Raw genomic sequence first — 20,068 nt, 5'->3', positions numbered from 1 at the left:
TCCTCGGAATCGTATTCAAGGCTTGCGCAGGATGGGCTTGACCTTCTGGCCCGGGCTCAGGAATGCGCCAGCCGACAGTACCACGCGCTCGTTGCCCGACAGGCCCGATGCCACGGTGACGCCGCGGTCGGATACCTCGCCGGTCTTGATCGGCCGCCGCTCGACCTTGTCGTCCTTGCCGACGATATACACGAAATTGCCGTTGGCGTCCGTCTGGATCGCCGAGTTGGGCAGGACCGGCAGAGTGCTCGCGCCGCCGTAAATCGACGCAGAGGCGAAGCCACCGGGGCGTAATGCCTTGTCATAGGGCAGCGCGATCCGCACGATGCCGCGGCGCGTCTGGGGGTCGATGACCGACGGCATCTGCCAGATCGAGCCGGGAAAGCTCAGCGTACTGCCGACCGGCGTCACCTGCGCACGCGCGCCGACGTTGAGCGTCTGAAGATCGCCTTCGCTGAGTTCGGCGCGCAGTTCGAGTTCACCGCCCTTGGCCATGCGGAACAAGGCGCCCGACCCCGCGCTCACGATCTGGCCGGGTTCGACCGACCGCGTCAGCACCAGGCCGGCGGCTGGGGCGCGGATATCGAGCCGTCCGTTCGACGCACGCTGTTGCGCGAGCGCCGCATTTGCGACACGGACTCGCGCCACCGCGGCGTCGCGGGTCGCCATCTTGGTTTCGAGTTCGGCCTTCGAGATGAATCCCTTGCCGACCAGCGACTGCGCGCGGTCGACGTTGGATTGCGCGATCCTGGCATCGGCCTGGGCGACCGCGACCTGCGCGGCCAGACTGTTGGCGGTTTGCGACTGAACCGAGCGATCTACCGTCGCAAGCACCTGACCTGCGCCGACCCACTGGCCCGGCTGAACGAGTACGGCGGTCACGCGGCCGCCTTCGCCGGCGACGCCGACCGGCATGTCGATCCGCGCGGCGAGCGATCCGGTGCCCGAAATCGAACGATCGACGACGCCGTTGCCCGGAGCGGCGACGGTAACCGGCGGCAATTGATCGGCCGGTTGCCCGCCATTGGCACCCGCGCCAGCCGGGGGCTTGCTCGGCCGCATCACGACGAACGCGACGAGCAGGACGAGTATTGCGGCAACGCCGCCGATGATCCACCGGCGCCGGCGACGTGGCCGTTCCATTTCGTCGGTCAGCGCATAGCCGCCGCTCGGCTCGTAATTCATCTCCGCCACGTCCCCATGTACCCGCTCTTGGTCGAGGCGCGACGGCCTCGGTATAACTGTGTTATACAAATAAAGCACCGACCTCAAGAGGCTCGGTGCAGGCATCCGTCGCTTTGCCCTTTTCGGCCCCGAATCGCAAGCCGTTGCGCCGTTTCGGTTGCATCGCTTGGCGGAGAGGCCGAAGCTATGCGCGCCGCGCCGTAGAAGGGCGCGTTCCTGGGAAGGAAATCCCATGCCCGAACGATCGATCCTAGCGTGGCTGGCGATCGGCCTTGTGGTTGGTGTAATCGGAAAGTTCGTGATGCCCGGCAAGGACCCGGGCGGTGGGGTAGGCACCATCCTGATCGGCATTGCCGGCGCGCTGATTGGAGGTTTCGTCGCGGAAACGATGCATAGGGCAATCAGCGGCACGTGGCAGAATTATGCCGCGTCCATCGTTGGCGCGGTGGTGGTGCTGGCAATCTATCGCGTCGTCCGACATCGCCGGCCCGGCTGATTGTGCCGTTCATCGTGCGTAGCCAGCCGCGTGCAACAGCGCGGGTGGAGAGTTTCGTACACCTGGAGAATATGATGCGCCTGTTCGCTACCGCCGCCGTCCTGACCCTGTCGTCGATCGCCGCCGCTCCCGCGACGGCGCAGGCAGCCCCCGCCATCGTGCTCGACGGCACGATCCTCGACGTCAGCGCGACCGGCAAGACCACGCGCGTCCCCGATATCGCGACGATCCGGGCCGGTGTCGTAACGCAAAGCGCGACCGCCGCGCAGGCGCTGGCCGATAACGCCCGGCGCATGGCAGGTGTCCTCGCCGCTCTGAAGACTGCTGGGGTGCAGCCGCGCGACATTGCGACGTCGAACGTCTCGCTCCAGCCGCAATATCGATACGAGAACGATAAGCCGCCGGTCATCACCGGCTATCAGGCGTCGAACACCGTGTCGGTGCGTTTCCGCGATGTCGCCAAGTCCGGCGCAATCCTGGATGCCTTGGTCGCGCAGGGGGCCAACCAGATCGATGGTCCGAACCTGTCGCTCGACCAGCCCGATGCCGCGTTCGACGAGGCACGGGTCGACGCGGTCAAGCGCGCACGAGCGCGCGCCGAACTCTACGCCAAGGCGGCGGGGCTGAATGTGGTCCGCATCCTGACGATCAGCGAAGGTGGGGACGTCGCCGGCTCGCCAATGCCGATCGCCTATATGGCTCGCGACAAGCTGCAGGCTGTGCCCACCTCGATCTCGCCGGGCGAAACAGACGTGACCGTCACCGTCTCGGTCCGCTTCCTGCTCAAGTGACACGAAAAAGGGCCACTCCCTTGCGGGAACGGCCCTTTCGTTTTGCCGAGGCCTATTTAGCGGACGCGGCCGCGATTGATCAGGTTGATGATCGCCAGCAGAATGATCGCGCCGATCACCGAATACACGAACGTCATCACGGTAATAGCGTCGTTGATCCCCGCACCGAACAACCAGCCGGCGATGACCGCGCCGACGATGCCGACAACGACGTTGAGCAAGATGCCCTGCTGGCCGTCGCGGGCCATGACCAGGCTCGCGAGCCATCCGGCGACGCCGCCCACGACCAGCCAGACGATTATATTGATAAGCATTGCGACCTCCTGTTTACGCGCCCGCTTATGCCGGGCTCAGGAGTATGACGTTTACGCTGCGGGCTTTGTTCCGCAAGCGAATTGACCGCCGCGTTCAGTACTTCTGCTGGCGCTCGTACAGGCTCTTGTAGTGCTGGATGCGAGTCACGCGCAGCCCGGGCATGCCCGACCGGTCGATCGCGCGCTGCCAGCCGGCGAATTCCTCAACGGTCAAACTGTAGCGGTCACACACCTCGTCGACCGACAGGAGGCCGCCATTCACCGCCGCGACCACTTCGGCCTTGCGTCGCACCACCCACCGCGTCGTTTCCGGCGGGGGCAGCGTGTCGAGCGTCAGCGGCTCGCCGAGCGGGCCGATTACTTTTGCCGGCCTTATTTTCTGGTTCTCGATCATTCGCTACCTCGACTGGGTCGGGGGGACCCCAAAAACTCTCTAACAATAACGACCATTAGCGGTCGGACTTGAACATCCATTGAAGCGGCTAGGTAAACGGGCCCTTCATTCTTGCCTCCACCGCTCGATCCGCACGGCTTGGCGCGCATCGAACGCGCCCGAGCGTGGCCGGAACGGCAGATCGGCCAGCACCGTCGGCGCGAACCGCATCTGCATCATCGCCGTCGGCGACACCGACTGACGCGCAGCGATCCCGACCAGCAGCACCGCCAGGTCCGGCGGCAACACCGCCACCGACGCATCGTGCTCGAATCGGAGATAGCTCAGGTCCACGCGTCACTCGTCTTTGCCAAACAGACTCACCATGTACCCGCATCAAGCTAAGGGTCGGTAAAGACGCGCGTTACGGTCTGTTCGCATTTGCTCATCCGAAAGGTGCAAAGCTGGCCAAGCTGCGCCGGCGCGCTTATGTCGCACCGCATCGTGACCGAAGCGGATTTTCAGTTGGGGCCCGATCTGTCGGGCAAGCGGATCGTCGTCGCCATGTCGGGCGGGGTCGATTCGTCGGTCGTCGCCGCGCTCGCCGCGCGCACCGGGGCGGAGACGATCGGCATCACACTCCAGCTCTACGATCATGGTGAGGCGATCGGCCGCGCGGGCTCTTGCTGCGCCGGGCGCGACATCCGCGACGCGCGCGCGGTGTGCGACCGGCTGGGCATCGCGCATTACGTCCACGACCACGAAAGCGCGTTTCGCGAAACGGTGATCGACCAGTTCGCCGATGAGTATGTCGCGGGCCGCACCCCGATCCCGTGCGTCCGCTGCAATATGGGTCCCAAGTTCACCGATCTGTTCAAGCTGGCGCGCGCCCTCGGCGCCGATTGCCTGGCGACCGGACATTACGTCCGCCGAGTCGAGGGCGCGCAGGGCGCAGAGCTTCACCGCGCCGCCGATCCGGCGCGCGACCAGAGCTATTTCCTGTTCGCGACGACGCAGGAGCAGCTCGATTATCTGCGCTTCCCGTTGGGCGGGCTGCCCAAATCGCGCGTGCGCGAACTCGCCGCCGAGCTCGGGCTGGGGGTCGCGGCCAAGCCCGACAGCCAGGACATCTGCTTCGTCCCCGACGGCGATTATGCCAGCCTGGTCAGGAAACTGCGCCCCGAGGCCGAAGCCGGCGGCGACATCGTCGATCTGGCGGGGCGCAAGCTCGGCGAGCATCGCGGGTTGATCCACTTCACCGTCGGCCAGCGGCGAGGCCTCGAGATCGGCGGTAGCCCCAAACCGCTCTACGTCGTCCGGCTCGACCCCGCGCAGCGCCGTGTTATCGTCGGTCCACGGCAGGCGCTGGCGGTATCGTCTGCGCAGTTAAGCGACATAAACCGGCTCGGCCCGACCGATGGCGCTCTCACCGCCAAGGTGCGCAGCCTCGCCAAGCCGGTTCCGGCGCGGCTGACGGACGACTGCATCGTGTTCGGCGACCCCGAATATGGCGTGTCGCCCGGCCAGGCGGCGGTGCTCTACGCCGGCGACCGCGTGCTCGGCGGCGGGTGGATCGAGCAAACGCACGCGGCGAAAGGCACGCTCGCGGCCTGATGCTCAGCGCGCGGCGGCGGCTGCCTTGCACAAGGCGATCAGGTCACGCTTGATCGACGCGCCGCTCAGATGCGCCTGGACCGACTCGTACCGCTCGATCGTCAACTGGCGGCGGATGTCCTCGACGCTACGGCAGGTGCCCGAGCGCGCGAGTTGATACGCGCGCTCGACGGTCGATAACTGGCGTTGCGGGGCATCAGTCATGCGGTGCGCTTAGCATCGTTCCGGCTGCGAACCGTCTGTTTTCGTACTGATGCAGATAAAGGTCGCCGATCAGTCGGCTTTCGGGAAGAACTTCTCGATCACGCTCGACGCCAACCGCGCGGGGCGCAACGTCTGCGCGTCGATGCAACACCAGCTGGACTGCACCTCAGCAAGCACATCTTCGCCGCGCCGGATGATCGTCTGATAGAAAGCGCGCGCGCCTTGGACCTTCTCAAGCAGGACGGTAGCGATCACTTCGTCGTTGAGGAAGGTCGGCTTGCGATAGGTGATCTCGTGCTTGAGCGCGACCCACAGCAAGCTTGCGACGGCATCGGCCGGGGCGATCTTGCGCCAGTGGCTCAGCACCGCGTCCTGCACCCATTTGAGGTACGACGCATTGTTGACATGCCCCATGAAATCGATGTCGGCCGGATCGATCGGGATCGGGAAGCTGTGCGGGATGGCGTGGTCGGTCACGCGGCGACCATAGCAAAATCGCTGATTTTACGCCAGTTTTTCGTGGAGACGCGCGGACGCTACGGCATGGCCGTCAAAGCAGGAAACTGCCCTCCATCACGGTGACGCAATTGCCGCCGAGCAGGACGAGGTTCCCGGCCAGCGTGCAGGTCAAATGCCCGCCGCGCTGGCTCGCCTGATACGCGGTGAAGCTGTCGCGCCCGAGCCGCGTCGCCCAATAGGGCACCATCACCGCGTGGGCGGAGCCCGTTACCGGATCCTCGTCGATCCCGGCGCCGCACGCGAATACGCGGCTGATGATATCGGTATCGTCGCCCGGCGCGGTCACGATGGTCAGCACATCGCCTTCGCGCGCGAGCGCGCGGAAATCGGGGTCGAGCGCGCGGACCTGATCGGCGGTGTCGAGCACGATCAGCCCGTAGCGGTGCTGGTGCCACAGCGTCTCAGGCGTGCCCTCCAGCCCCAGTGCGGCGACGATCGCCGGGAGCGGCTTGGGCGATGGACCCCAGGCGGGCAGCGCGAGTTCATATCCCGCCCCGGCACGCGCGACCTCGAGCATCCCGGCCTTGCGTGTGCGGAACCGTACGCGGTCCTTGTCGGGCGACGACGACAGCACGAAATGCCCGCTCGCCAGCGTCGCGTGCCCGCACAGCACGACCTCAGCGGTAGGGGTGAACCAGCGCAGGTCGAAATCGGCCTCGCCGTCGCTGCTCGCGACGATGAACGCGGTTTCCGACAGATTGTTCTCGGCGGCGATCGCCAGCAACGTCGCATCGTCGAGCCAGTCAGCCAGCGGCATCACCGCCGCCGGGTTGCCCTCGAAAGCCTTCGTCGCGAACGCATCGATCTGTGTGATCGGCAGCCTCATACGCGCTTGCCGAACCAGTGCGGCGTCACATCGGCCTCGATCAGCGGATTGTCGGTGTCGACATGCCCGTCGGGGTCGAGATGGATCAGCACCTCGACCCTAGGGAACGCCTTGCGCAGATTATTCTCGACCGCCTCGACCACGTCGTGCGCCTCGCGCACCGACATGTCGGGGGCGACGTACATGTGGAACTGCGCGAAATCGTGCGTGCCCGCGCGGCGCGTGCGGAAATCGTGGATCCCCTTCAATTCGGGGTGGCGCGCCGCGACGTCGAGGAAACGCGTGCGCTGTTCCTCGGGCCATTCCTTGTCCATCAACTGGTCGATCGCGTTCGACGATGCCTGGAACGCGCCCCAGGCGAGCCAAGCGGCGATCAGGATGCCGAACACCGGGTCGGCGCCGCGGAACCCGAAATATTGGTCGAGCACGATCGCGGCGATCACCGACAGGTTGAGGAACAAATCGGACTGGTAGTGGACGTTGTCCGCCATGATCGCGACCGATCCGGTGCGGCGGATCACGCGGCGCTGGTAAGCGAGCAGAATAAAGGTCGCAGCGATCGCAATCAGCGACACGCCTACGCCGAACTCCCCGTCCGTGGTCGGCGTCGCGTCCGAGAAGCGCAAAATCGCGCGCCAGGCGATCCCGGCGGCGGACACCGCGATCAACGCCACCTGGAACAGCGCCGCAAGTGCCTCCGCCTTGCCGTGCCCGAAGCGGTGGTCGTGATCGGCAGGCTCGGCCGCCAGTCGCACGCCGTACAGCGTGACTAGGCTCGCCAGCAGGTCGAGCCCTGAATCGGCGAGGCTGCCGAGCATCGCGACCGACCCGGTGCTCCACGCGGCATAGGATTTGAGCGCGATCAGCGCGCACGCCATCGCGACGCTGGCGAGCGCGGCGCGCACGGCGAACGGGATGGCGCGGCGTTGGTCTTCGGTCATGGGTAGAGGAGTCCCTCGGTCCAGCCGCCATTAGCACGATCGAACACCCGGCGCTCGTGCAAGCGATGCGCGCGGTCCTGCCAGAATTCGATATGGTCGGGAGTCAGGCGATAGCCGCCCCAATGCGGCGGACGTGGGACATCCCGACCCGCGAACCGCTCGGTCATCTCGTCGAAGCGCGCCTCGAACGTCGCGCGATCGGCGAGCGGGCGCGACTGGTCGGAAGCCCAGGCGCCGAGCTGAGAATCGCGGCTTCGGCTGGCAAAATAGGCGTCCGATTCCTGATCGGTGGCGAGGCTGAGCTGCCCTTCGATGCGCACTTGGCGGCGCAGCGACTTCCAGTGAAACAGCAATGCGGCGTGGGGATTCGCCGCCATGTCCCCCGCCTTGCGGCTGTCGCGATTGGTGTAGAAGACGAAGCCGTCGGGCCCGTGCCCCTTGAGCAGCACCATCCGCACCGATGGCCGCCCGACCGCATCCGCCGTTGCCAGCGCCATTGCGTTGGAGTCGTTCGGCTCGCTGGTGCGCGCCTCGGCGAACCACGCATCGAACAGGGCAAAGGGATCGTCGGCCATGCGCGGCCCTTAACGCACCAAATGGGGAAGGGGAACGACTCTGGCGGGTCTGGGTTGAATCGGCTTCGCAACGAAAAGGACCACGTATGGCCGCGCGCGCCTATTGGCAGGGACAGATCAGGTTGGCGCTGGTTTCGATTCCGGTGGAAATCTACTCCGCGACCAAATCGGGCGCGCAGATTGCGTTCCATCAAGTCCACGAACCATCGGGCAAGCGCGTCAAATACGAAAAGGTCGTGCCGGGGATCGGCGCGATCGACACCGACGACATCGTCAAGGGCTATGAGATCGACAAGGGCGATTACGTGCTGCTCGGCCAGGACGAAATCGACGCGGTGAAGCTCGAATCGAAGAAGACGCTCGAGCTGACCCAGTTCGTCGATGCAAGCGAGATCGACGTGCTTTATTATGAGCGGCCCTATTTCGTCGTGCCCGCCGACGATCTGGCCGAGGAAGCCTTCATCGTGCTGCGCGAGGCGCTGCGCCAGTCGAAGAAGGTCGGGCTCGGCCAACTCGCGATGCGCGGGCGCGAATATGTCGTTAGCCTGAAGCCGTGCGGGCGCGGCATGGTCCTCGAAACGCTGCGCTACGCCGACGAGGTCAACAAGGCGCAAGGCTATTTCCGCGATATCCCCGACGACAAGCCCGACCCCGATCTGCTCGACCTCGCGACCACGCTGATCGACAAGAAGACATCCGATTTCGATCCGTCCAAATTCCACGACCGCTATGTCGATGCGCTCAAGGATCTGATCGAGCGCAAGAAGAAGTCCAAATCGAACCGCAAGATCATCGAGGACAAGGATGACGGCGGCGGCGGCCGGTCGGGATCGAACGTCGTCGACCTGATGGCCGCGCTCAAGAAATCGATCGAGAAGCCAGTGGCGAAAGCGGCGCCGGCGAAGAAGGCACCTGCCAAAAAGGCGCCGGCGAGGAAGCGCGCCTGATGGCGGAGCGCGACCCTCTTTCGACCTACAACGCCAAGCGCGACTTCACCAAGACCGCCGAGCCCAAGGGCACGCTCGCGCCGGGGCACGGCAACCGCTTCATGGTGCAGAAGCACGACGCGACGCGGCTGCACTGGGATTTGCGATTAGAGGTCGATGGCGTGATGAAGAGCTGGGCGGTGACGCGCGGTCCCAGCCTGAACCCCGACGACAAGCGCCTCGCGGTGCAGACCGAGGATCATCCGCTCAGCTATTCGGACTTCGAGGGGACGATCCCGGCGGGCGAATATGGCGGCGGCACGGTGATGCTGTGGGACGACGGCACCTGGGCGCCGATCCCCGGCAAGTCGGCCAAGGATTTGAAGGACGGGCATCTCCACTTCATCCTGAACGGCGAGCGGATGAAGGGCGAATGGCTGCTGATCCGATTGAAGCCGCGCGGCAAGGAGCGGCACACCAACTGGTTGCTGCGCAAGATCGAGGATGAGTTCGCCGGCGGGTCGGACGATCTCGTCGAGGGCGCGGTGACCAGCGTCAAGACCGGGCGGACGATGCAGGCGATTGCCGCGGAGACGACGGCGAAGGAGCTGGCAAGCTGGAAGAAATTGCGTAACGCCGCCGCTAAGCCATCGTCATTCCCGCGAAAGCGGGGACCCAGCTCCTCTGCGATCCAAAATCACGACGGTAATAGTGAGTCGAAACCGCAGAAGCTGGGTCCCCGCTTTCGCGGGGATGACGGTAAGAAGGCACAGAAACTTCCCGCCTTCCGCGAACCGCAACTCTGCACGCTGGTCGATAGCGTCCCGACCGGCTCGGGCTGGATCCACGAAGTCAAATATGACGGCTACCGCGCGCTGATTGCGGTGGGCGGCGGGAAGGCGAAGGTGTTCACCCGCAGCGGACTCGACTGGAGCGACAAATTCCCCGGCATCGCGGAAGCGGCGGCAAACCTGCCAGTCGGATCGGCGCTGATCGATGGCGAGATCGTCGCATTCAAGGACGGCAAGCCCGATTTCTCGACGCTCAAGGACGCGATATCGAACAACGGCGAGATGACGTTGTTCGCGTTCGACTTGCTCGAACTCGACGGCGAGAAGCTCGACAAGCTGCCCAACGTCCAGCGCAAGGAACGCCTGCGCCCGTTGTTCGACGGTGCCGATAACCGGCTGCAATTCGCCGAGCATATCGTCGGCGAGGGCGAAAAGCTGTTTCAGACCATGTGCCGCGAGGGATACGAAGGCATCGTCTCGAAGCGCGCCGACGCGGCTTACGCCGGCAAACGCACGCAGAACTGGCTCAAGATCAAGTGCCTCCATCGCCAGGAGTTCGTCATCGTCGGCTGGACCGAGAGCGACAAGTCGCGCGGGTTTCGGGCGCTCCTGCTCGGGGTGAACGAGGATGGCAAGCTGCGCTATGCGGGCAAGGTCGGAACGGGGTTCACCCAAGATTTGATGAACGATCTGCGCGGGCAGTTCGACAAGCTCGAGCGCAAGACGCCGACGGTCGAGGCGCCCCGCGCGGCGACGCGTGGCGCGCATTGGGTGGGGCCAAAGCTGATCGCCGAGATCGCTTTCGCCGAGGTGACGCCCGACGGCGTTCTGCGGCATTCGAGCTTTCTGGGGCTGCGCGGCGACAAGAAAGCGGACGAGGTGGTTGAGGAAAAACCCAAGACGACGCCGAAACGCACGTCGAGCGTCACCATCACTAATCCGGACCGGCTGATCTTTCCCGATTCCGACGTAACCAAGGGCGACCTTGCTGCGTTTTACGACGCGATGGCGCCTGTCGCGCTGCAATGGATCGCCAACCGCCCGATCAGCCTGGTCCGCTGCCCGCAAGGACGCGGCAAGCATTGTTTCTTCCAGAAGCACGACGCCGGATCGTTCGGCGACCACGTCAAGCACGTCCCGATCAGGGAGAAGGACGGGTCGGTCGAGCCGTATCTCTACGTCGATGATGCCGACGGCATGCTGACCTGCGTCCAGATGGGGACGATCGAATTCCATGGCTGGGGGTCGTCGGTCGGCGATGTCGAAAAGCCCGACCGGCTGGTGTTCGACCTCGACCCCGACGAGGGGCTGGGGTTCGACGCGGTCAAGAAAGCCGCAGTCGATCTGAAGGGACATCTCGCCGAGATCGGGCTGGTGAGCTTCGCCTTGCTGTCGGGGGGCAAGGGCGTTCACGTCGTCGTGCCGCTGACGCCCGAGGCCGAATGGCCCGCGGTCAAGGACTTCGCCGACCGCTTCAGCCGCGCGCTGGCGCAGGCCGAGCCCGACCGCTTCGTCGCGACGATGTCCAAGGCCAAGCGCAAGGGGAAAATCTTCCTCGACTGGTTGCGCAACCAGCGCGGATCGACCGCGGTGATGCCGTACACCGCGCGGGCGCGGAGCGGCGCGCCGGTCGCGGTGCCGGTGACCTGGGCCGAGCTCGAAGACCTCGACACCGCGGCGAAATGGCATGTCGGCGATCAGGACGAGCTTTTGGAACGGGCGTCGGGTAAGAGCCTCGCCGGCTGGGGCGTGGCGCGGCAGACACTCCCGGACCTATAAGAAATCCGTCACCCCGGACTTGATCCGGGGTCCATCTCTCCACTGGCCCAGCGCTCGCTGCCCGATGGATGCCGGATCAAGTCCGGCATGACGGTCTGGGGTTAGTGGGCGCCGCGCCCATTCCATGTTGCCACGCAGCATGGTTTATGGTCGGGTGGCTGCAGGGGACTTTGGAGGCCTTTACGTGGCCAGCCGCGCGATCAGCGAAGGATTGTTCGATGCCAGTGCGCACGCCGCGCGCTGGCTCGCCGACTATCGCGGCCGCGCCGGGGCGGGCGATGTAGTCGCGAGCGGCGACGTCGCGGCGTGGGAAGCGGCGTTCGAGGAACTCGCGGTCGCCGCGGGCGACGATCTCGGCCACGCGCGCAGCCGCGTCCAGCGCCATGCCGAGGACATCGGGACGGGCTTCCGCGTCGCGGGCGACAGCGATGAGCGGCCATGGCCGGTCTCGCCCGTCCCGCTGCTGATCGCCGAGGAGGAATGGCAGCAAATCGCGGCGGGCGCGGCGCAGCGCGCCAGGCTGCACGAAGCGTTGCTCGCCGATTTGTACGGCGAGGGCAAGCTGGTCGCCGACGGCGCGATCCCGGCGGCGTTGGTCAACGGCAGCCCATTGTTCCTGCGGCCGATGGTCGGGCTGACCGTACCCGGCGGCTATCAACTTCAGTTCGTCGCGTTCGACCTCGGCCGCGGCCCCGACGGCGAATGGCGCGTGCTCGCCGATCACGTCCGTACGCCGGCGGGGGCGGGCTATGCGCTCGAAAACCGGCTCGCGACCTCGCGGACGCTCGGCGGGTTGCAGGGGCGGCTCAACATCCTGCGCCACGCGCCGTTCTTCGCGGCGTTCCGCGACGGGCTCGCGGCTTTGTGCAAGCGTGTCGAGCCGCGCATCGGGCTGCTCACGCCGGGGCGCTGGAACGCGAGCTATGCCGAACAGGCTCATCTCGCGCGCTATCTCGGCTTCCTGCTGGTCGAGGGTGCCGACCTCGCGGTGACCGAGGACCGGCTGTACGTCCGCACGATCGCGGGGCTCAAGCGCGTCGATGCGCTATGGCAGCGCGCCGACCCGCGGCTGCTAGACCCGCTGGCTTTCGATTCGCATTCGCAGATCGGCGTCGCCGGGCTGATCGACGCGTTCGCCGCGCATAACGTGCTTATCTCCAATGCGCCGGGGGCGGGGGTGCTCGAAGCGCCGGCGATGCAAGCATTCCTGCCCGTGCTGGCGAAGCGCGTATTCGGTGAGAAGTTGCTGCTGCCCAATATCGCGACGTGGTGGTGCGGCGAGGATGCGGCGCGCGTCGTGGTCGAGAAGAGGCTCGGCGAGTTGCGCATTGCGCCAGCGTTCGGCGTCATGCCGCTCGGCCTGCCCGATGGCGCGGTGCAGGGCGCCGACCTCTCGCCCGATCAGCGTGCCGCATTGCTCGCCGACATGGCCCGCCGCCCGCAGGATTATGTCGCGCAGGAAATGGTGCGGCTGTCGACGATGCCAGTGGTCGCCGACAGCGAGCTGGTCGCGCGGCCATTCACGCTGCGCGTGTTCGCGGCGCGCGGACCTGATGGTGACTGGACAATATTACCGGGCGGCTTCGCGCGGATCGGCGAGCATGCCGATATCCGCGCCGCGGTGATGCGCGATGGGCTGTGGTCGGCCGATGTCGCAGTGCACAGCCCCAACCCGGTCGCGCACGAATCGCTGTTGCCCGCGACCGACACCACCCAGATCCGCCGCAACCCCGGCACCTTGCCTAGCCGCGTCGCGGACAATTTCTATTGGCTCGGCCGGTACCTCGAACGCGGCGAGGCGCTGCTGACGATCGTCCGCGTGATGCTCGGCAATTCGATCGACGCCGATGCCGGCGCGGCGCTCGATCACGACACGGTCGGGCGGATGGCGGGTCTGGTGGTCGCGGGCGGTGCGGCGGCGAAGCCCGAACGGTTGAAGCGCCCCGATCTCGTCCAGTTGGCGCGTACCGCGCTCGATGCCGCGGAAGGCTGGCACAACATCCCGGCGATCAACCGTCTCGCGCGCAACATCGCCGGGGTGTCGCGCGACCGTCTGTCCGCCGACGTCTGCCGCTTGCTCGACGCGCCGCACCCCAACAAGGGCAGCATGCTCGACCGCGCCGGTTCGCTCCAGCGCCGCTACGCCGCACTGTCGGGCCTCGCCGCGGAGCATATGGGCCGCACCGCGTCGTGGCGCTTCCACGACCTCGGCCGCCGGGTCGAGCGCGGCATCGCTGTCACGCGGCTGGTCCGCACGTTCGGGCTGGCGGGCGCGACCAGCGACGATCTGTCGACCTTGCTCGACCTCGCCGACAGCCAGATTTCGTATCGCCAGCGCTATTTGACCGGGATCGCCCGCGTGCCGGTCGTCGATCTCGTCGCGCTTGACCCGGGCAATCCGCGCAGCCTCGCCTATCAGGTCGATTGCATCGCGGCGCACCTCGACCAGCTCCCGGTGCTCCACGACGACGGTCTGCCTGAGGACCAGCAAGCCGAGGCGCTGGCGCTCAAGGCGCTACTCGCGGCGACCAACGCCGCGAGCCTCGACGACGAGCAATTGACCGAGGCCGAACGGCAATTGGTCCGCCTGTCCGAAGCGATCGCGCGGCGTTATTTTCTGCAGGGCGCGGAACCGCTCAGGGCCGGCGGGCTTACATTGGCGTGATTAATTGCTTGAAGACTCCCCTCCCTGGACAAGGGAGGGGCTGGGGGTGGGTCGGCCCGTGGAGCTCGCTTCGCTCGCACCCACCCCTAACCCCTCCCTTGCAGGGAGGGGAACAAAGATGATCTACGACATCCGCCACGTCACCCGGTTCGACTATGGCCAGCCGGTCGCGTTCGCGCGGTGCAACCTTCGCCTCAAGCCGATCCTCTGGTCGGGGCAGCGTGTCGAACGCTATGCGCTGGCAGTCACCCCGGCAGGCGAGACGCGGCCGGCGCTCGCCGAGGCGGGACTGGCCAACGTCATGCGGCTTGTGGTGCGCGAACGCGTCCGTACGCTGACGATCGAAAGCGCGAGCCGCGTGATCGTTGACCGGCTGATCCCGGTACCCGACGCGAGCGACCCGACGCTGGCCGAAGTGGCGGTGCTCGCGCGCGCCGACCGCGACCTCGGCCCCGCCGGCCCGACCGCGTACCTCTACCCCTCGCCGCTGATCCCGCTCGACGCCGACATCGCGGCGTGGTGCGCCGAGGAATTGTCGCCCGGCCGCGGCGTGCTCGAAGCGGGGATCGCGCTCGCGCAGCGCATCCAGCGCGACTTCGCGTTCGATCCCACCGCGACGCTGGTCGATACGCCGCCGCGCGAAGCCTTCCTGCAGCGCCGCGGCGTGTGCCAGGACCTCACTCAGATCATGATCACCGGCCTGCGCGCCGCCGGTGTCCCCGCGGCGTACGTGTCCGGATACATCCGCACGATCCCGCCCGAGGGGCAGGAACGCCTGATCGGTGCGGATGCGACGCATGCCTGGGTGTTGCTGTGGTGCGGGCCGGCGCGCGGCTGGATCGGGCTCGACCCGACCAACGGCATCTGGATGGCGAGCGACCATGTCGTGATGGCGATCGGCCGCGACTATGCCGAAATCGCGCCGATCGACGGCATCGTGCTCGGCTCGGGCGCGCAGAAGATGGACGTCAGCGTGGATGTTGCGCCGGTCGGTTGACGCCCGCGTTGCGCTCCGCCGCGCAATCCCCCAAATAGCGGCGCAACATGGCAGCTGATCCCTATTCCACCCTCGGCGTCGCGCGCGGCGCGGATGAAGCCGCGATCAAGAAGGCGTATCGCAAGCTCGCCAAGGAACTGCATCCCGACCGCAACAAGGACAATCCCAAAGCGTCGGAGCGGTTCAGCCAGGTGACACAGGCGTACGATTTGCTCACCGATAAGGACAAGCGCGCGCGGTTCGACCGCGGCGAGATCGATGCCGACGGCAACCCGGCAATGCCGTTCGGCTATGGCGGCGGCGGGCAGCAAAGCGGGTTCCGGCCGGGCCAGGGCGCGAATTTCGGCGGTGGCGCACCCGGTGGCGCGGATTTCGAAGACTTGTTGGGCGGACTGTTCGGGCGCGGCGGCGGGTTCGCCAGCGGGTTCGGGCGGCGCCAGCAGCCCAAGGGCGCCAACGCCGCCTATCGCCTGACCGTGCCGTTCCTCGATGCCGCGACGCTGGCGCCGCAGCGCGTCACGCTGGCCGACGGCAAGACGATCGACATCAAGCTGCCCGCCGGGGTCGAGAGCGGCACGCAGATGCGCCTCACCGGCAAGGGTCAGCCCGGACCGGGCGGCGCGGGCGACGCGATCATCACGATCGACGTGCAGCCGCACCGTTTCTTCGTGCGCGACGGCGACGACATCCGCATCGACTTGCCGATCAGCCTGTCCGAAGCGGTGCTCGGCGCCAGCGTACGCGTACCGACCGCGGACAAGGCGGTGATGCTGACCATCCCCAAGGGATCGAGCTCGGGCAAGGTGCTGCGGCTCAAGGGCAAGGGATTCCACAAGAAAGGCGGCACGCGCGGCGACCAGCTCGTCACGCTGATGGTCGACCTTCCCGTCGACGACGACGCCTTGGTCGAATTCGTTCAGGGGTGGAAAGACAACGACCGGAACCCGCGCGGGAACATGGGCGTCTAAAACCAGGTGTCACATCTCTCCCCCGAGTCGCCCGAACTTCGCGCCGAGCGCGGATATCACGAGCGGACGGGCAAGCCGGTCTGGACGCGGGCCTGGATCGTCACCAAACGCGTCGTCATCGGCATTTTCGACAATGGCTTCATGTACGCCGGGAACCTTGCGTATCTGGCGCTGATGACGGTGTTCCCGTTCTTCATTCTGGCGGCCGCGATCGCCTCGATCATCGGGCAGAGCCGTGAGACCACGCGCGCGGTCGAATCGTTCCTCTACACGCTGCCGCCGAGCGTCGGGGAGATCCTGCGCAAGCCGATCGCCGACGTGCTGGCGGCGCGCACCGGGACACTGTTGATCCTCGGCGCCGTCGTCGCCTTGTGGACCGTCGGCAGCTTCATCGAGACGATCCGCGACGTGTTCCGCCGCGCCTACGGCATCCGGCTCGACAAGCCGTTCTGGCGCTACCGGCTGGGATCGATGATCGTCATCGTCGCCTCGGTCGTGCTCGCGATGCTCGCCTTCCTGATTCAGGGGTTGCTGACCATCGTCGAACAGTTCGTCTATCGCCTGGCGCCTTGGGCGCAGGAGTTTATCGGGTGGATCGGGCTGTCGCGGATCGTCCCTGCGCTCGTGATGTATGGCGCACTCTACATGCTGTTCCTGTCGGTCACCCCCAGCAAGTATCGCGTGAAGGGCTGTCCGCGCTGGCCGGGCGCGTTGTTCACGACGATCTGGTGGCTGAGCGCGACCGCGTTGCTGCCCGTCGTCCTCACCAGCCTCGGCGGCTACGACCTGACCTATGGCAGTCTCGCCGGGGTGATCGTCACCCTGTTGTTCTTCTGGATCATCGGCTTCGGCATCTCGATCGGCGCGCATTTGAACGCGGCACTAGCCGAGACGCCCCTGGAGGACGTAAAGGACGCGCGAACCAAGACGGAGGCTGCCGCGACGTGACCGGATTGATGCAAGGCAAGCGCGGGCTGATCATGGGTCTCGCCAACGACAAGAGCCTGGCGTGGGGGATCGCGAAGCAGCTGAGCGACGCCGGTGCGGAACTGGCGTTCAGCTATCAGGGCGAGGCGATGGAGAAGCGCGTCCGTCCGCTCGCCGAGCAATTGGGCGTGGCGCGTTTGTTCGATTGCGACGTGTCGGACATGGAAAAGCTCGACCAGACATTTGCCGAGCTGGCGAAAGATTGGCCGACGATCGACTTCGTCGTTCACGCGATCGGTTTTTCCGACAAGACCCAGCTACGCGGGCGCTTCGTCGACACCACGCTCGACAATTTCCTGATGACGATGAACATCAGCGTCTATTCGTTCGTCGCCGTCGCGCAGCGCGCGGCGAAGATGATGCCGAACGGCGGATCGCTGCTGACGCTCAGCTATTATGGCGCTGAAAAGGTCATCCCGCACTATAACGTCATGGGGCTGGCCAAGGCAGCGCTCGAGACCAGTGTCAAATATATGGCGGTCGATCTGGGGCGCGACGATATCCGCGTCAACGCGATCTCCGCCGGACCGATCCAGACGCTCGCGGCGCGCGGGATCGGCGATTTCAACCTGATCCTGAAGTGGAACGAGTATAACTCGCCGCTCAAGCGCAACGTCACGATCGAGGATGTCGGGGGTGCGGGCTTGTACCTGCTCAGCGATTTGGCGAGCGGCGTGACCGGTGAGATTCACCATGTCGACGCTGGCTATAATGTCATCGGCATGAAGGCCGAGGACGCCCCGGATATCGCGCTTGTCTAGTTTAAGCGAGTTCGCTTGGGGGCAGGCGGTAGCGATCGGGTTGGGGCTGTTCTTCTTTTTAGGCGAGTATTTTCGTCTGCGACGTTTACGGTTTGCGGCTTTGGAAGGCGTTCGCTTTTGGGCGATCATCGCCGGCTCAGAGATTGCCATTTGGCTCGCAGTCCGTTCGCCTGACGTGCAAGGTCGGATTTCGATCGCTGCCGTGGCGCCGCTCGTGATCGCGCTGATCGTGAATAACGTTTACGCTGCCGTACATCGTGCCCTGTCGAAAGGATTGGCGACGTGAGCTACAATTCTTTCGGACACGTCTTCCGCTTCACGACCTGGGGGGAAAGCCACGGGCCGGCGATCGGCGCGGTTGTGGACGGATGCCCGCCGGGGCTGAGCCTGAGCGAAGCCGACATCCAGCCGTTCCTCGACGCGCGGCGGCCGGGGCAATCGCGCTTCACCACGCAGCGGCAGGAACCCGACCAGGTGCGAATCCTGTCGGGGGTGTTCGAGGGGCGGACCACCGGTACCCCGATTTCGCTGATGATCGACAATGTCGACCAGCGATCGAAGGATTATTCGGAGGTCGCCGCGGCCTACCGCCCCGGCCACGCCGACTACGCCTATGACGCCAAATACGGTTTCCGCGACTATCGCGGCGGCGGGCGGTCGTCGGCGCGCGAGACGGCGAGCAGGGTCGCGGCGGGAGCGGTAGCGCGATTGGTGATCCCGGAGGTGACCATCACCGCCTGGGTCGAGGCGATCGGCGGCGACGCAATCGATCCGGCGAAGTTCGACGCTGTGGAAATCGCCAACAACCCGTTCTTCTGCCCCGACGCCGATGCCGCCAAGCGCTGGGAAGCGCTGGTCGATGACGCGCGGAAGGCAGGGTCGTCGCTCGGCGCGGTGATTGCGTGCGAAGTGACCGGCGTTCCGGCGGGTTGGGGCGCGCCGCTCTACGCCAAGCTCGACGCCGAGCTCGCGCATGCCTGCATGGGGATCAATGCGGTCAAGGGGGTCGAGATCGGCGACGGCTTCGGCGCGGCGGTGCTGAGCGGCGAGCAAAACGCCGATGCGATGCGCCCGGGTGACGACGGCCCGACTTTCCTCGCCAACCATGCTGGCGGGATCGCCGGCGGCATTTCGACCGGCCAGCCGATCCGGGTGCGTGTCGCGTTCAAGCCGACCAGTTCGATCCTGACCCCGGTCGAGACGATCACGCGTGATGGCGAAGCGACCGACATCCGCACCAAGGGCCGCCACGACCCCTGCGTGGGCATTCGCGGCACACCGGTGGTCGCGGCGATGGTCGCGCTGGCGCTCGCCGACCAGAAACTGCTCCATCGCGCGCAAAACGGCTGATTAGCGGCGGATCGTTCGATTCCGTGGACGCGGTGCGGACCCTTCACCCGCTCTCAAGCCTTTCTTTCCCGGTCCCTTTTGGACAGGAGAGAATTCAAATGAAGTTGGTTATCCTCGCCGGCGCGCTGATCGCCGCCACTTCGGGCCTTGCTGCGGCGCAGACGCTGCCGTCGGTCTCGACCCCGCAGACCACAATCCCTTCGGCATCGACGCCGAGCGCCACCGTGCCGCCGGTCTCGACACCCCCGGTATCGGCCCCCGACACCAGCACGACGACGAGCACTGACGCCACGGCAGCGACGCCGGCGGTGGATGCTACCGCCAATAGCGCGACATCGGCGACGGCCAGCGACAACGGCGCAACCGTGGACACGGCTGCGACCGCTAGCGGTAAAAAGCACAAAAAGAAGAAGTAACCCCGCCGGGGTCGCTTCCGACGATCAGTCCGCGAACGGGTCGCGCACCAGGATGGTGTCGGCGCGTTCCGGGCTGGTCGACACCAAAGCTACCGGGCATCGGATCAATTCCTCGATCCGGCGGATATATTTGATCGCAGCCGCCGGCAGCTCCGCCCAGCTGCGTGCGCCCGCAGTAGACTCGCTCCACCCGGGCACCGTTTCATAGATCGGTTCGACCGCCATCTGGTCGCGCGGATGCGGGGGCAGATAATCGACCGTCTTGTCGCCCAGCCGATAGCCGGTGCAGATCTTGATCTCATCGAGCCCGTCGAGGATGTCGAGCTTGGTCAGCGCGATCCCGGTGATGCCGCTGACCGCCGCCGATTGTCGCACCAGCACCGCGTCGAACCAGCCGCAGCGCCGCTTACGCCCGGTGTTGACGCCGAACTCCTTGCCGCGCGTGCCGAGATACTCGCCGATTTCGTTGTCCTGCTCGGTCGGAAACGGCCCCGACCCGACGCGCGTGGTGTAGGCCTTGACGATCCCCAGCACGAACCCCGTCGAGCGCGGGCCAAGGCCGGAGCCGGCCGCCGCCTGGCCCGATACGG

The 20,068-nt window shown here is 66.1% G+C and carries 23 protein-coding genes; 12 read left to right on the top strand and 11 right to left on the bottom strand.

Features of this window, described 5'->3' with window-relative positions; genetic code table 11:
• Window positions 1-15: 15 nt before the first annotated feature.
• Window positions 16-1,185 carry an efflux RND transporter periplasmic adaptor subunit gene (locus tag JWM94_RS03265; protein WP_299421665.1) on the bottom strand — a complete coding sequence of 390 codons (1,170 nt, stop codon included), beginning with the start codon at window positions 1,183-1,185 and terminating at the stop codon, window positions 16-18.
• Between the two features lie 232 nt (window positions 1,186-1,417).
• Here JWM94_RS03265 and JWM94_RS03260 point away from each other — a divergent pair, with 232 nt between their 5' ends.
• Together JWM94_RS03260 and JWM94_RS03255 are read left to right on the top strand one after the other, a co-directional pair.
• A complete protein-coding gene (locus tag JWM94_RS03260; protein ID WP_299421661.1) occupies window positions 1,418-1,681 on the top strand; it encodes a GlsB/YeaQ/YmgE family stress response membrane protein in 264 nt (87 codons plus the stop codon).
• 74 nt (window positions 1,682-1,755) lie between these two features.
• On the top strand, window positions 1,756-2,472 hold the full coding sequence (locus JWM94_RS03255; protein ID WP_299421657.1) for an SIMPL domain-containing protein: 717 nt from the start codon (window positions 1,756-1,758) through the stop codon (window positions 2,470-2,472).
• 56 nt (window positions 2,473-2,528) lie between these two features.
• Here JWM94_RS03255 and JWM94_RS03250 read toward each other — a convergent pair whose 3' ends face one another.
• From JWM94_RS03250 to JWM94_RS03240, 3 genes are all read right to left on the bottom strand, one after another.
• Window positions 2,529-2,780: a GlsB/YeaQ/YmgE family stress response membrane protein gene (locus JWM94_RS03250; RefSeq protein ID WP_299421691.1), complete on the bottom strand. Its 252-nt coding sequence runs from the start codon at window positions 2,778-2,780 to the stop codon at window positions 2,529-2,531.
• A gap of 100 nt (window positions 2,781-2,880) precedes the next feature.
• On the bottom strand, window positions 2,881-3,180 hold the full coding sequence (locus tag JWM94_RS03245) for a DUF1153 domain-containing protein (RefSeq protein ID WP_146573571.1): 300 nt from the start codon (window positions 3,178-3,180) through the stop codon (window positions 2,881-2,883).
• Window positions 3,181-3,285: 105 nt separating this feature from the next.
• Window positions 3,286-3,513 carry a hypothetical protein gene (locus JWM94_RS03240; RefSeq protein ID WP_299421653.1) on the bottom strand — a complete coding sequence of 76 codons (228 nt, stop codon included), beginning with the start codon at window positions 3,511-3,513 and terminating at the stop codon, window positions 3,286-3,288.
• Between the two features lie 135 nt (window positions 3,514-3,648).
• On the opposite strand from JWM94_RS03240, the gene mnmA reads away from it, so the two are divergent.
• Window positions 3,649-4,773 (top strand): tRNA 2-thiouridine(34) synthase MnmA, encoded by a 1,125-nt coding sequence (mnmA, locus tag JWM94_RS03235; protein ID WP_299421650.1) that lies wholly within the window; start codon window positions 3,649-3,651, stop codon window positions 4,771-4,773.
• Window positions 4,774-4,776: 3 nt separating this feature from the next.
• Here the strand turns inward: mnmA and JWM94_RS03230 are convergent, their stop codons facing one another.
• The 5 genes from JWM94_RS03230 to pdxH all read right to left on the bottom strand — a co-directional run bounded on the left by JWM94_RS03230 (window position 4,777) and on the right by pdxH (window position 7,838).
• Complete coding sequence (locus tag JWM94_RS03230) at window positions 4,777-4,977, bottom strand: hypothetical protein (protein WP_299421645.1); 201 nt, start codon at window positions 4,975-4,977, stop codon at window positions 4,777-4,779.
• Between the two features lie 69 nt (window positions 4,978-5,046).
• Window positions 5,047-5,454, bottom strand: coding sequence for a thioesterase family protein (locus JWM94_RS03225; RefSeq protein ID WP_299421642.1), 408 nt, complete (start codon window positions 5,452-5,454; stop codon window positions 5,047-5,049).
• A 73-nt stretch (window positions 5,455-5,527) separates the two neighbouring features.
• Window positions 5,528-6,322 carry a PhzF family phenazine biosynthesis protein gene (locus JWM94_RS03220; RefSeq protein ID WP_299421638.1) on the bottom strand — a complete coding sequence of 265 codons (795 nt, stop codon included), beginning with the start codon at window positions 6,320-6,322 and terminating at the stop codon, window positions 5,528-5,530.
• The gene (locus JWM94_RS03215; RefSeq protein ID WP_299421634.1) at window positions 6,319-7,263 is read right to left on the bottom strand and encodes a cation diffusion facilitator family transporter; all 945 of its coding nucleotides are present in this window, start codon (window positions 7,261-7,263) and stop codon (window positions 6,319-6,321) included. The genes JWM94_RS03220 and JWM94_RS03215 overlap by 4 nt, the downstream gene beginning before the upstream one ends.
• Entirely contained in the window at window positions 7,260-7,838 is a 579-nt protein-coding gene (pdxH, locus tag JWM94_RS03210; protein ID WP_299421629.1) for a pyridoxamine 5'-phosphate oxidase, read from the bottom strand. Before pdxH ends, JWM94_RS03215 begins: the two co-directional genes overlap by 4 nt.
• 86 nt (window positions 7,839-7,924) lie before the next feature.
• On the opposite strand from pdxH, the gene JWM94_RS03205 reads away from it, so the two are divergent.
• The 9 genes from JWM94_RS03205 (at window position 7,925) to aroC (ending at window position 19,062) form a co-directional block, all read left to right on the top strand.
• On the top strand, window positions 7,925-8,785 hold the full coding sequence (locus JWM94_RS03205) for a Ku protein (protein ID WP_299421626.1): 861 nt from the start codon (window positions 7,925-7,927) through the stop codon (window positions 8,783-8,785).
• A complete protein-coding gene (ligD, locus tag JWM94_RS03200) occupies window positions 8,785-11,334 on the top strand; it encodes a DNA ligase D (protein WP_299421623.1) in 2,550 nt (849 codons plus the stop codon). The genes JWM94_RS03205 and ligD overlap by 1 nt, the downstream gene beginning before the upstream one ends.
• A gap of 184 nt (window positions 11,335-11,518) precedes the next feature.
• Window positions 11,519-13,999, top strand: coding sequence for a circularly permuted type 2 ATP-grasp protein (locus tag JWM94_RS03195; protein ID WP_299421619.1), 2,481 nt, complete (start codon window positions 11,519-11,521; stop codon window positions 13,997-13,999).
• Window positions 14,000-14,117: 118 nt separating this feature from the next.
• The gene (locus JWM94_RS03190) at window positions 14,118-14,996 is read left to right on the top strand and encodes a transglutaminase family protein (RefSeq protein WP_299421615.1); all 879 of its coding nucleotides are present in this window, start codon (window positions 14,118-14,120) and stop codon (window positions 14,994-14,996) included.
• Between the two features lie 47 nt (window positions 14,997-15,043).
• Window positions 15,044-15,964, top strand: a complete 921-nt coding sequence (locus tag JWM94_RS03185; RefSeq protein ID WP_299421611.1) for a DnaJ C-terminal domain-containing protein — start codon at window positions 15,044-15,046, stop codon at window positions 15,962-15,964.
• Window positions 15,965-15,970: 6 nt separating this feature from the next.
• Window positions 15,971-16,912, top strand: coding sequence for a YihY/virulence factor BrkB family protein (locus JWM94_RS03180; RefSeq protein WP_299421607.1), 942 nt, complete (start codon window positions 15,971-15,973; stop codon window positions 16,910-16,912).
• Entirely contained in the window at window positions 16,909-17,712 is an 804-nt protein-coding gene (fabI, locus tag JWM94_RS03175) for an enoyl-ACP reductase FabI (RefSeq protein ID WP_299421604.1), read from the top strand. The genes JWM94_RS03180 and fabI overlap by 4 nt, the downstream gene beginning before the upstream one ends.
• Before the next feature lie 40 nt (window positions 17,713-17,752).
• Window positions 17,753-17,998 (top strand): hypothetical protein, encoded by a 246-nt coding sequence (locus JWM94_RS03170; protein WP_299421601.1) that lies wholly within the window; start codon window positions 17,753-17,755, stop codon window positions 17,996-17,998.
• The gene (gene aroC, locus JWM94_RS03165; RefSeq protein WP_299421597.1) at window positions 17,995-19,062 is read left to right on the top strand and encodes a chorismate synthase; all 1,068 of its coding nucleotides are present in this window, start codon (window positions 17,995-17,997) and stop codon (window positions 19,060-19,062) included. Before JWM94_RS03170 ends, aroC begins: the two co-directional genes overlap by 4 nt.
• Before the next feature lie 94 nt (window positions 19,063-19,156).
• On the opposite strand, the gene JWM94_RS03160 is transcribed toward aroC, so the two are convergent.
• Complete coding sequence (locus JWM94_RS03160) at window positions 19,157-19,435, bottom strand: hypothetical protein (RefSeq protein WP_299421593.1); 279 nt, start codon at window positions 19,433-19,435, stop codon at window positions 19,157-19,159.
• Window positions 19,436-19,502: 67 nt separating this feature from the next.
• On the bottom strand, window positions 19,503-20,068 hold a 566-nt coding region (locus tag JWM94_RS03155; protein WP_299421590.1), incomplete at its 5' end, for an adenylosuccinate synthetase.

It is taken from the genome of Sphingomonas bacterium (assembly GCF_028289855.1).
Lineage (GTDB): Bacteria > Pseudomonadota > Alphaproteobacteria > Sphingomonadales > Sphingomonadaceae > Sphingomonas.
The sequence above is the reverse complement of the archived record's forward strand: the minus strand, read 5'-3'. Positions and strand labels throughout refer to the sequence as shown.

What these genes read in the sequence shown, in the direction of transcription:
- JWM94_RS03185 (WP_299421611.1), top strand. Translation starts at nt 15,044, where the DNA reads ATGGCAGCTGATCCCTATTCCACCCTCGGCGTCGCGCGCGGCGCGGAT.
- ligD (WP_299421623.1), top strand. Translation starts at nt 8,785, where the DNA reads ATGGCGGAGCGCGACCCTCTTTCGACCTACAACGCCAAGCGCGACTTC.
- JWM94_RS03260 (WP_299421661.1), top strand. Translation starts at nt 1,418, where the DNA reads ATGCCCGAACGATCGATCCTAGCGTGGCTGGCGATCGGCCTTGTGGTT.
- JWM94_RS03265 (WP_299421665.1), bottom strand. Translation starts at nt 1,185, where the DNA reads ATGAATTACGAGCCGAGCGGCGGCTATGCGCTGACCGACGAAATGGAA.
- JWM94_RS03205 (WP_299421626.1), top strand. Translation starts at nt 7,925, where the DNA reads ATGGCCGCGCGCGCCTATTGGCAGGGACAGATCAGGTTGGCGCTGGTT.
- JWM94_RS03220 (WP_299421638.1), bottom strand. Translation starts at nt 6,322, where the DNA reads ATGAGGCTGCCGATCACACAGATCGATGCGTTCGCGACGAAGGCTTTC.
- JWM94_RS03255 (WP_299421657.1), top strand. Translation starts at nt 1,756, where the DNA reads ATGCGCCTGTTCGCTACCGCCGCCGTCCTGACCCTGTCGTCGATCGCC.
- JWM94_RS03190 (WP_299421615.1), top strand. Translation starts at nt 14,118, where the DNA reads ATGATCTACGACATCCGCCACGTCACCCGGTTCGACTATGGCCAGCCG.
- mnmA (WP_299421650.1), top strand. Translation starts at nt 3,649, where the DNA reads ATGTCGCACCGCATCGTGACCGAAGCGGATTTTCAGTTGGGGCCCGAT.
- JWM94_RS03245 (WP_146573571.1), bottom strand. Translation starts at nt 3,180, where the DNA reads ATGATCGAGAACCAGAAAATAAGGCCGGCAAAAGTAATCGGCCCGCTC.
- JWM94_RS03215 (WP_299421634.1), bottom strand. Translation starts at nt 7,263, where the DNA reads ATGACCGAAGACCAACGCCGCGCCATCCCGTTCGCCGTGCGCGCCGCG.
- JWM94_RS03230 (WP_299421645.1), bottom strand. Translation starts at nt 4,977, where the DNA reads ATGACTGATGCCCCGCAACGCCAGTTATCGACCGTCGAGCGCGCGTAT.
- pdxH (WP_299421629.1), bottom strand. Translation starts at nt 7,838, where the DNA reads ATGGCCGACGATCCCTTTGCCCTGTTCGATGCGTGGTTCGCCGAGGCG.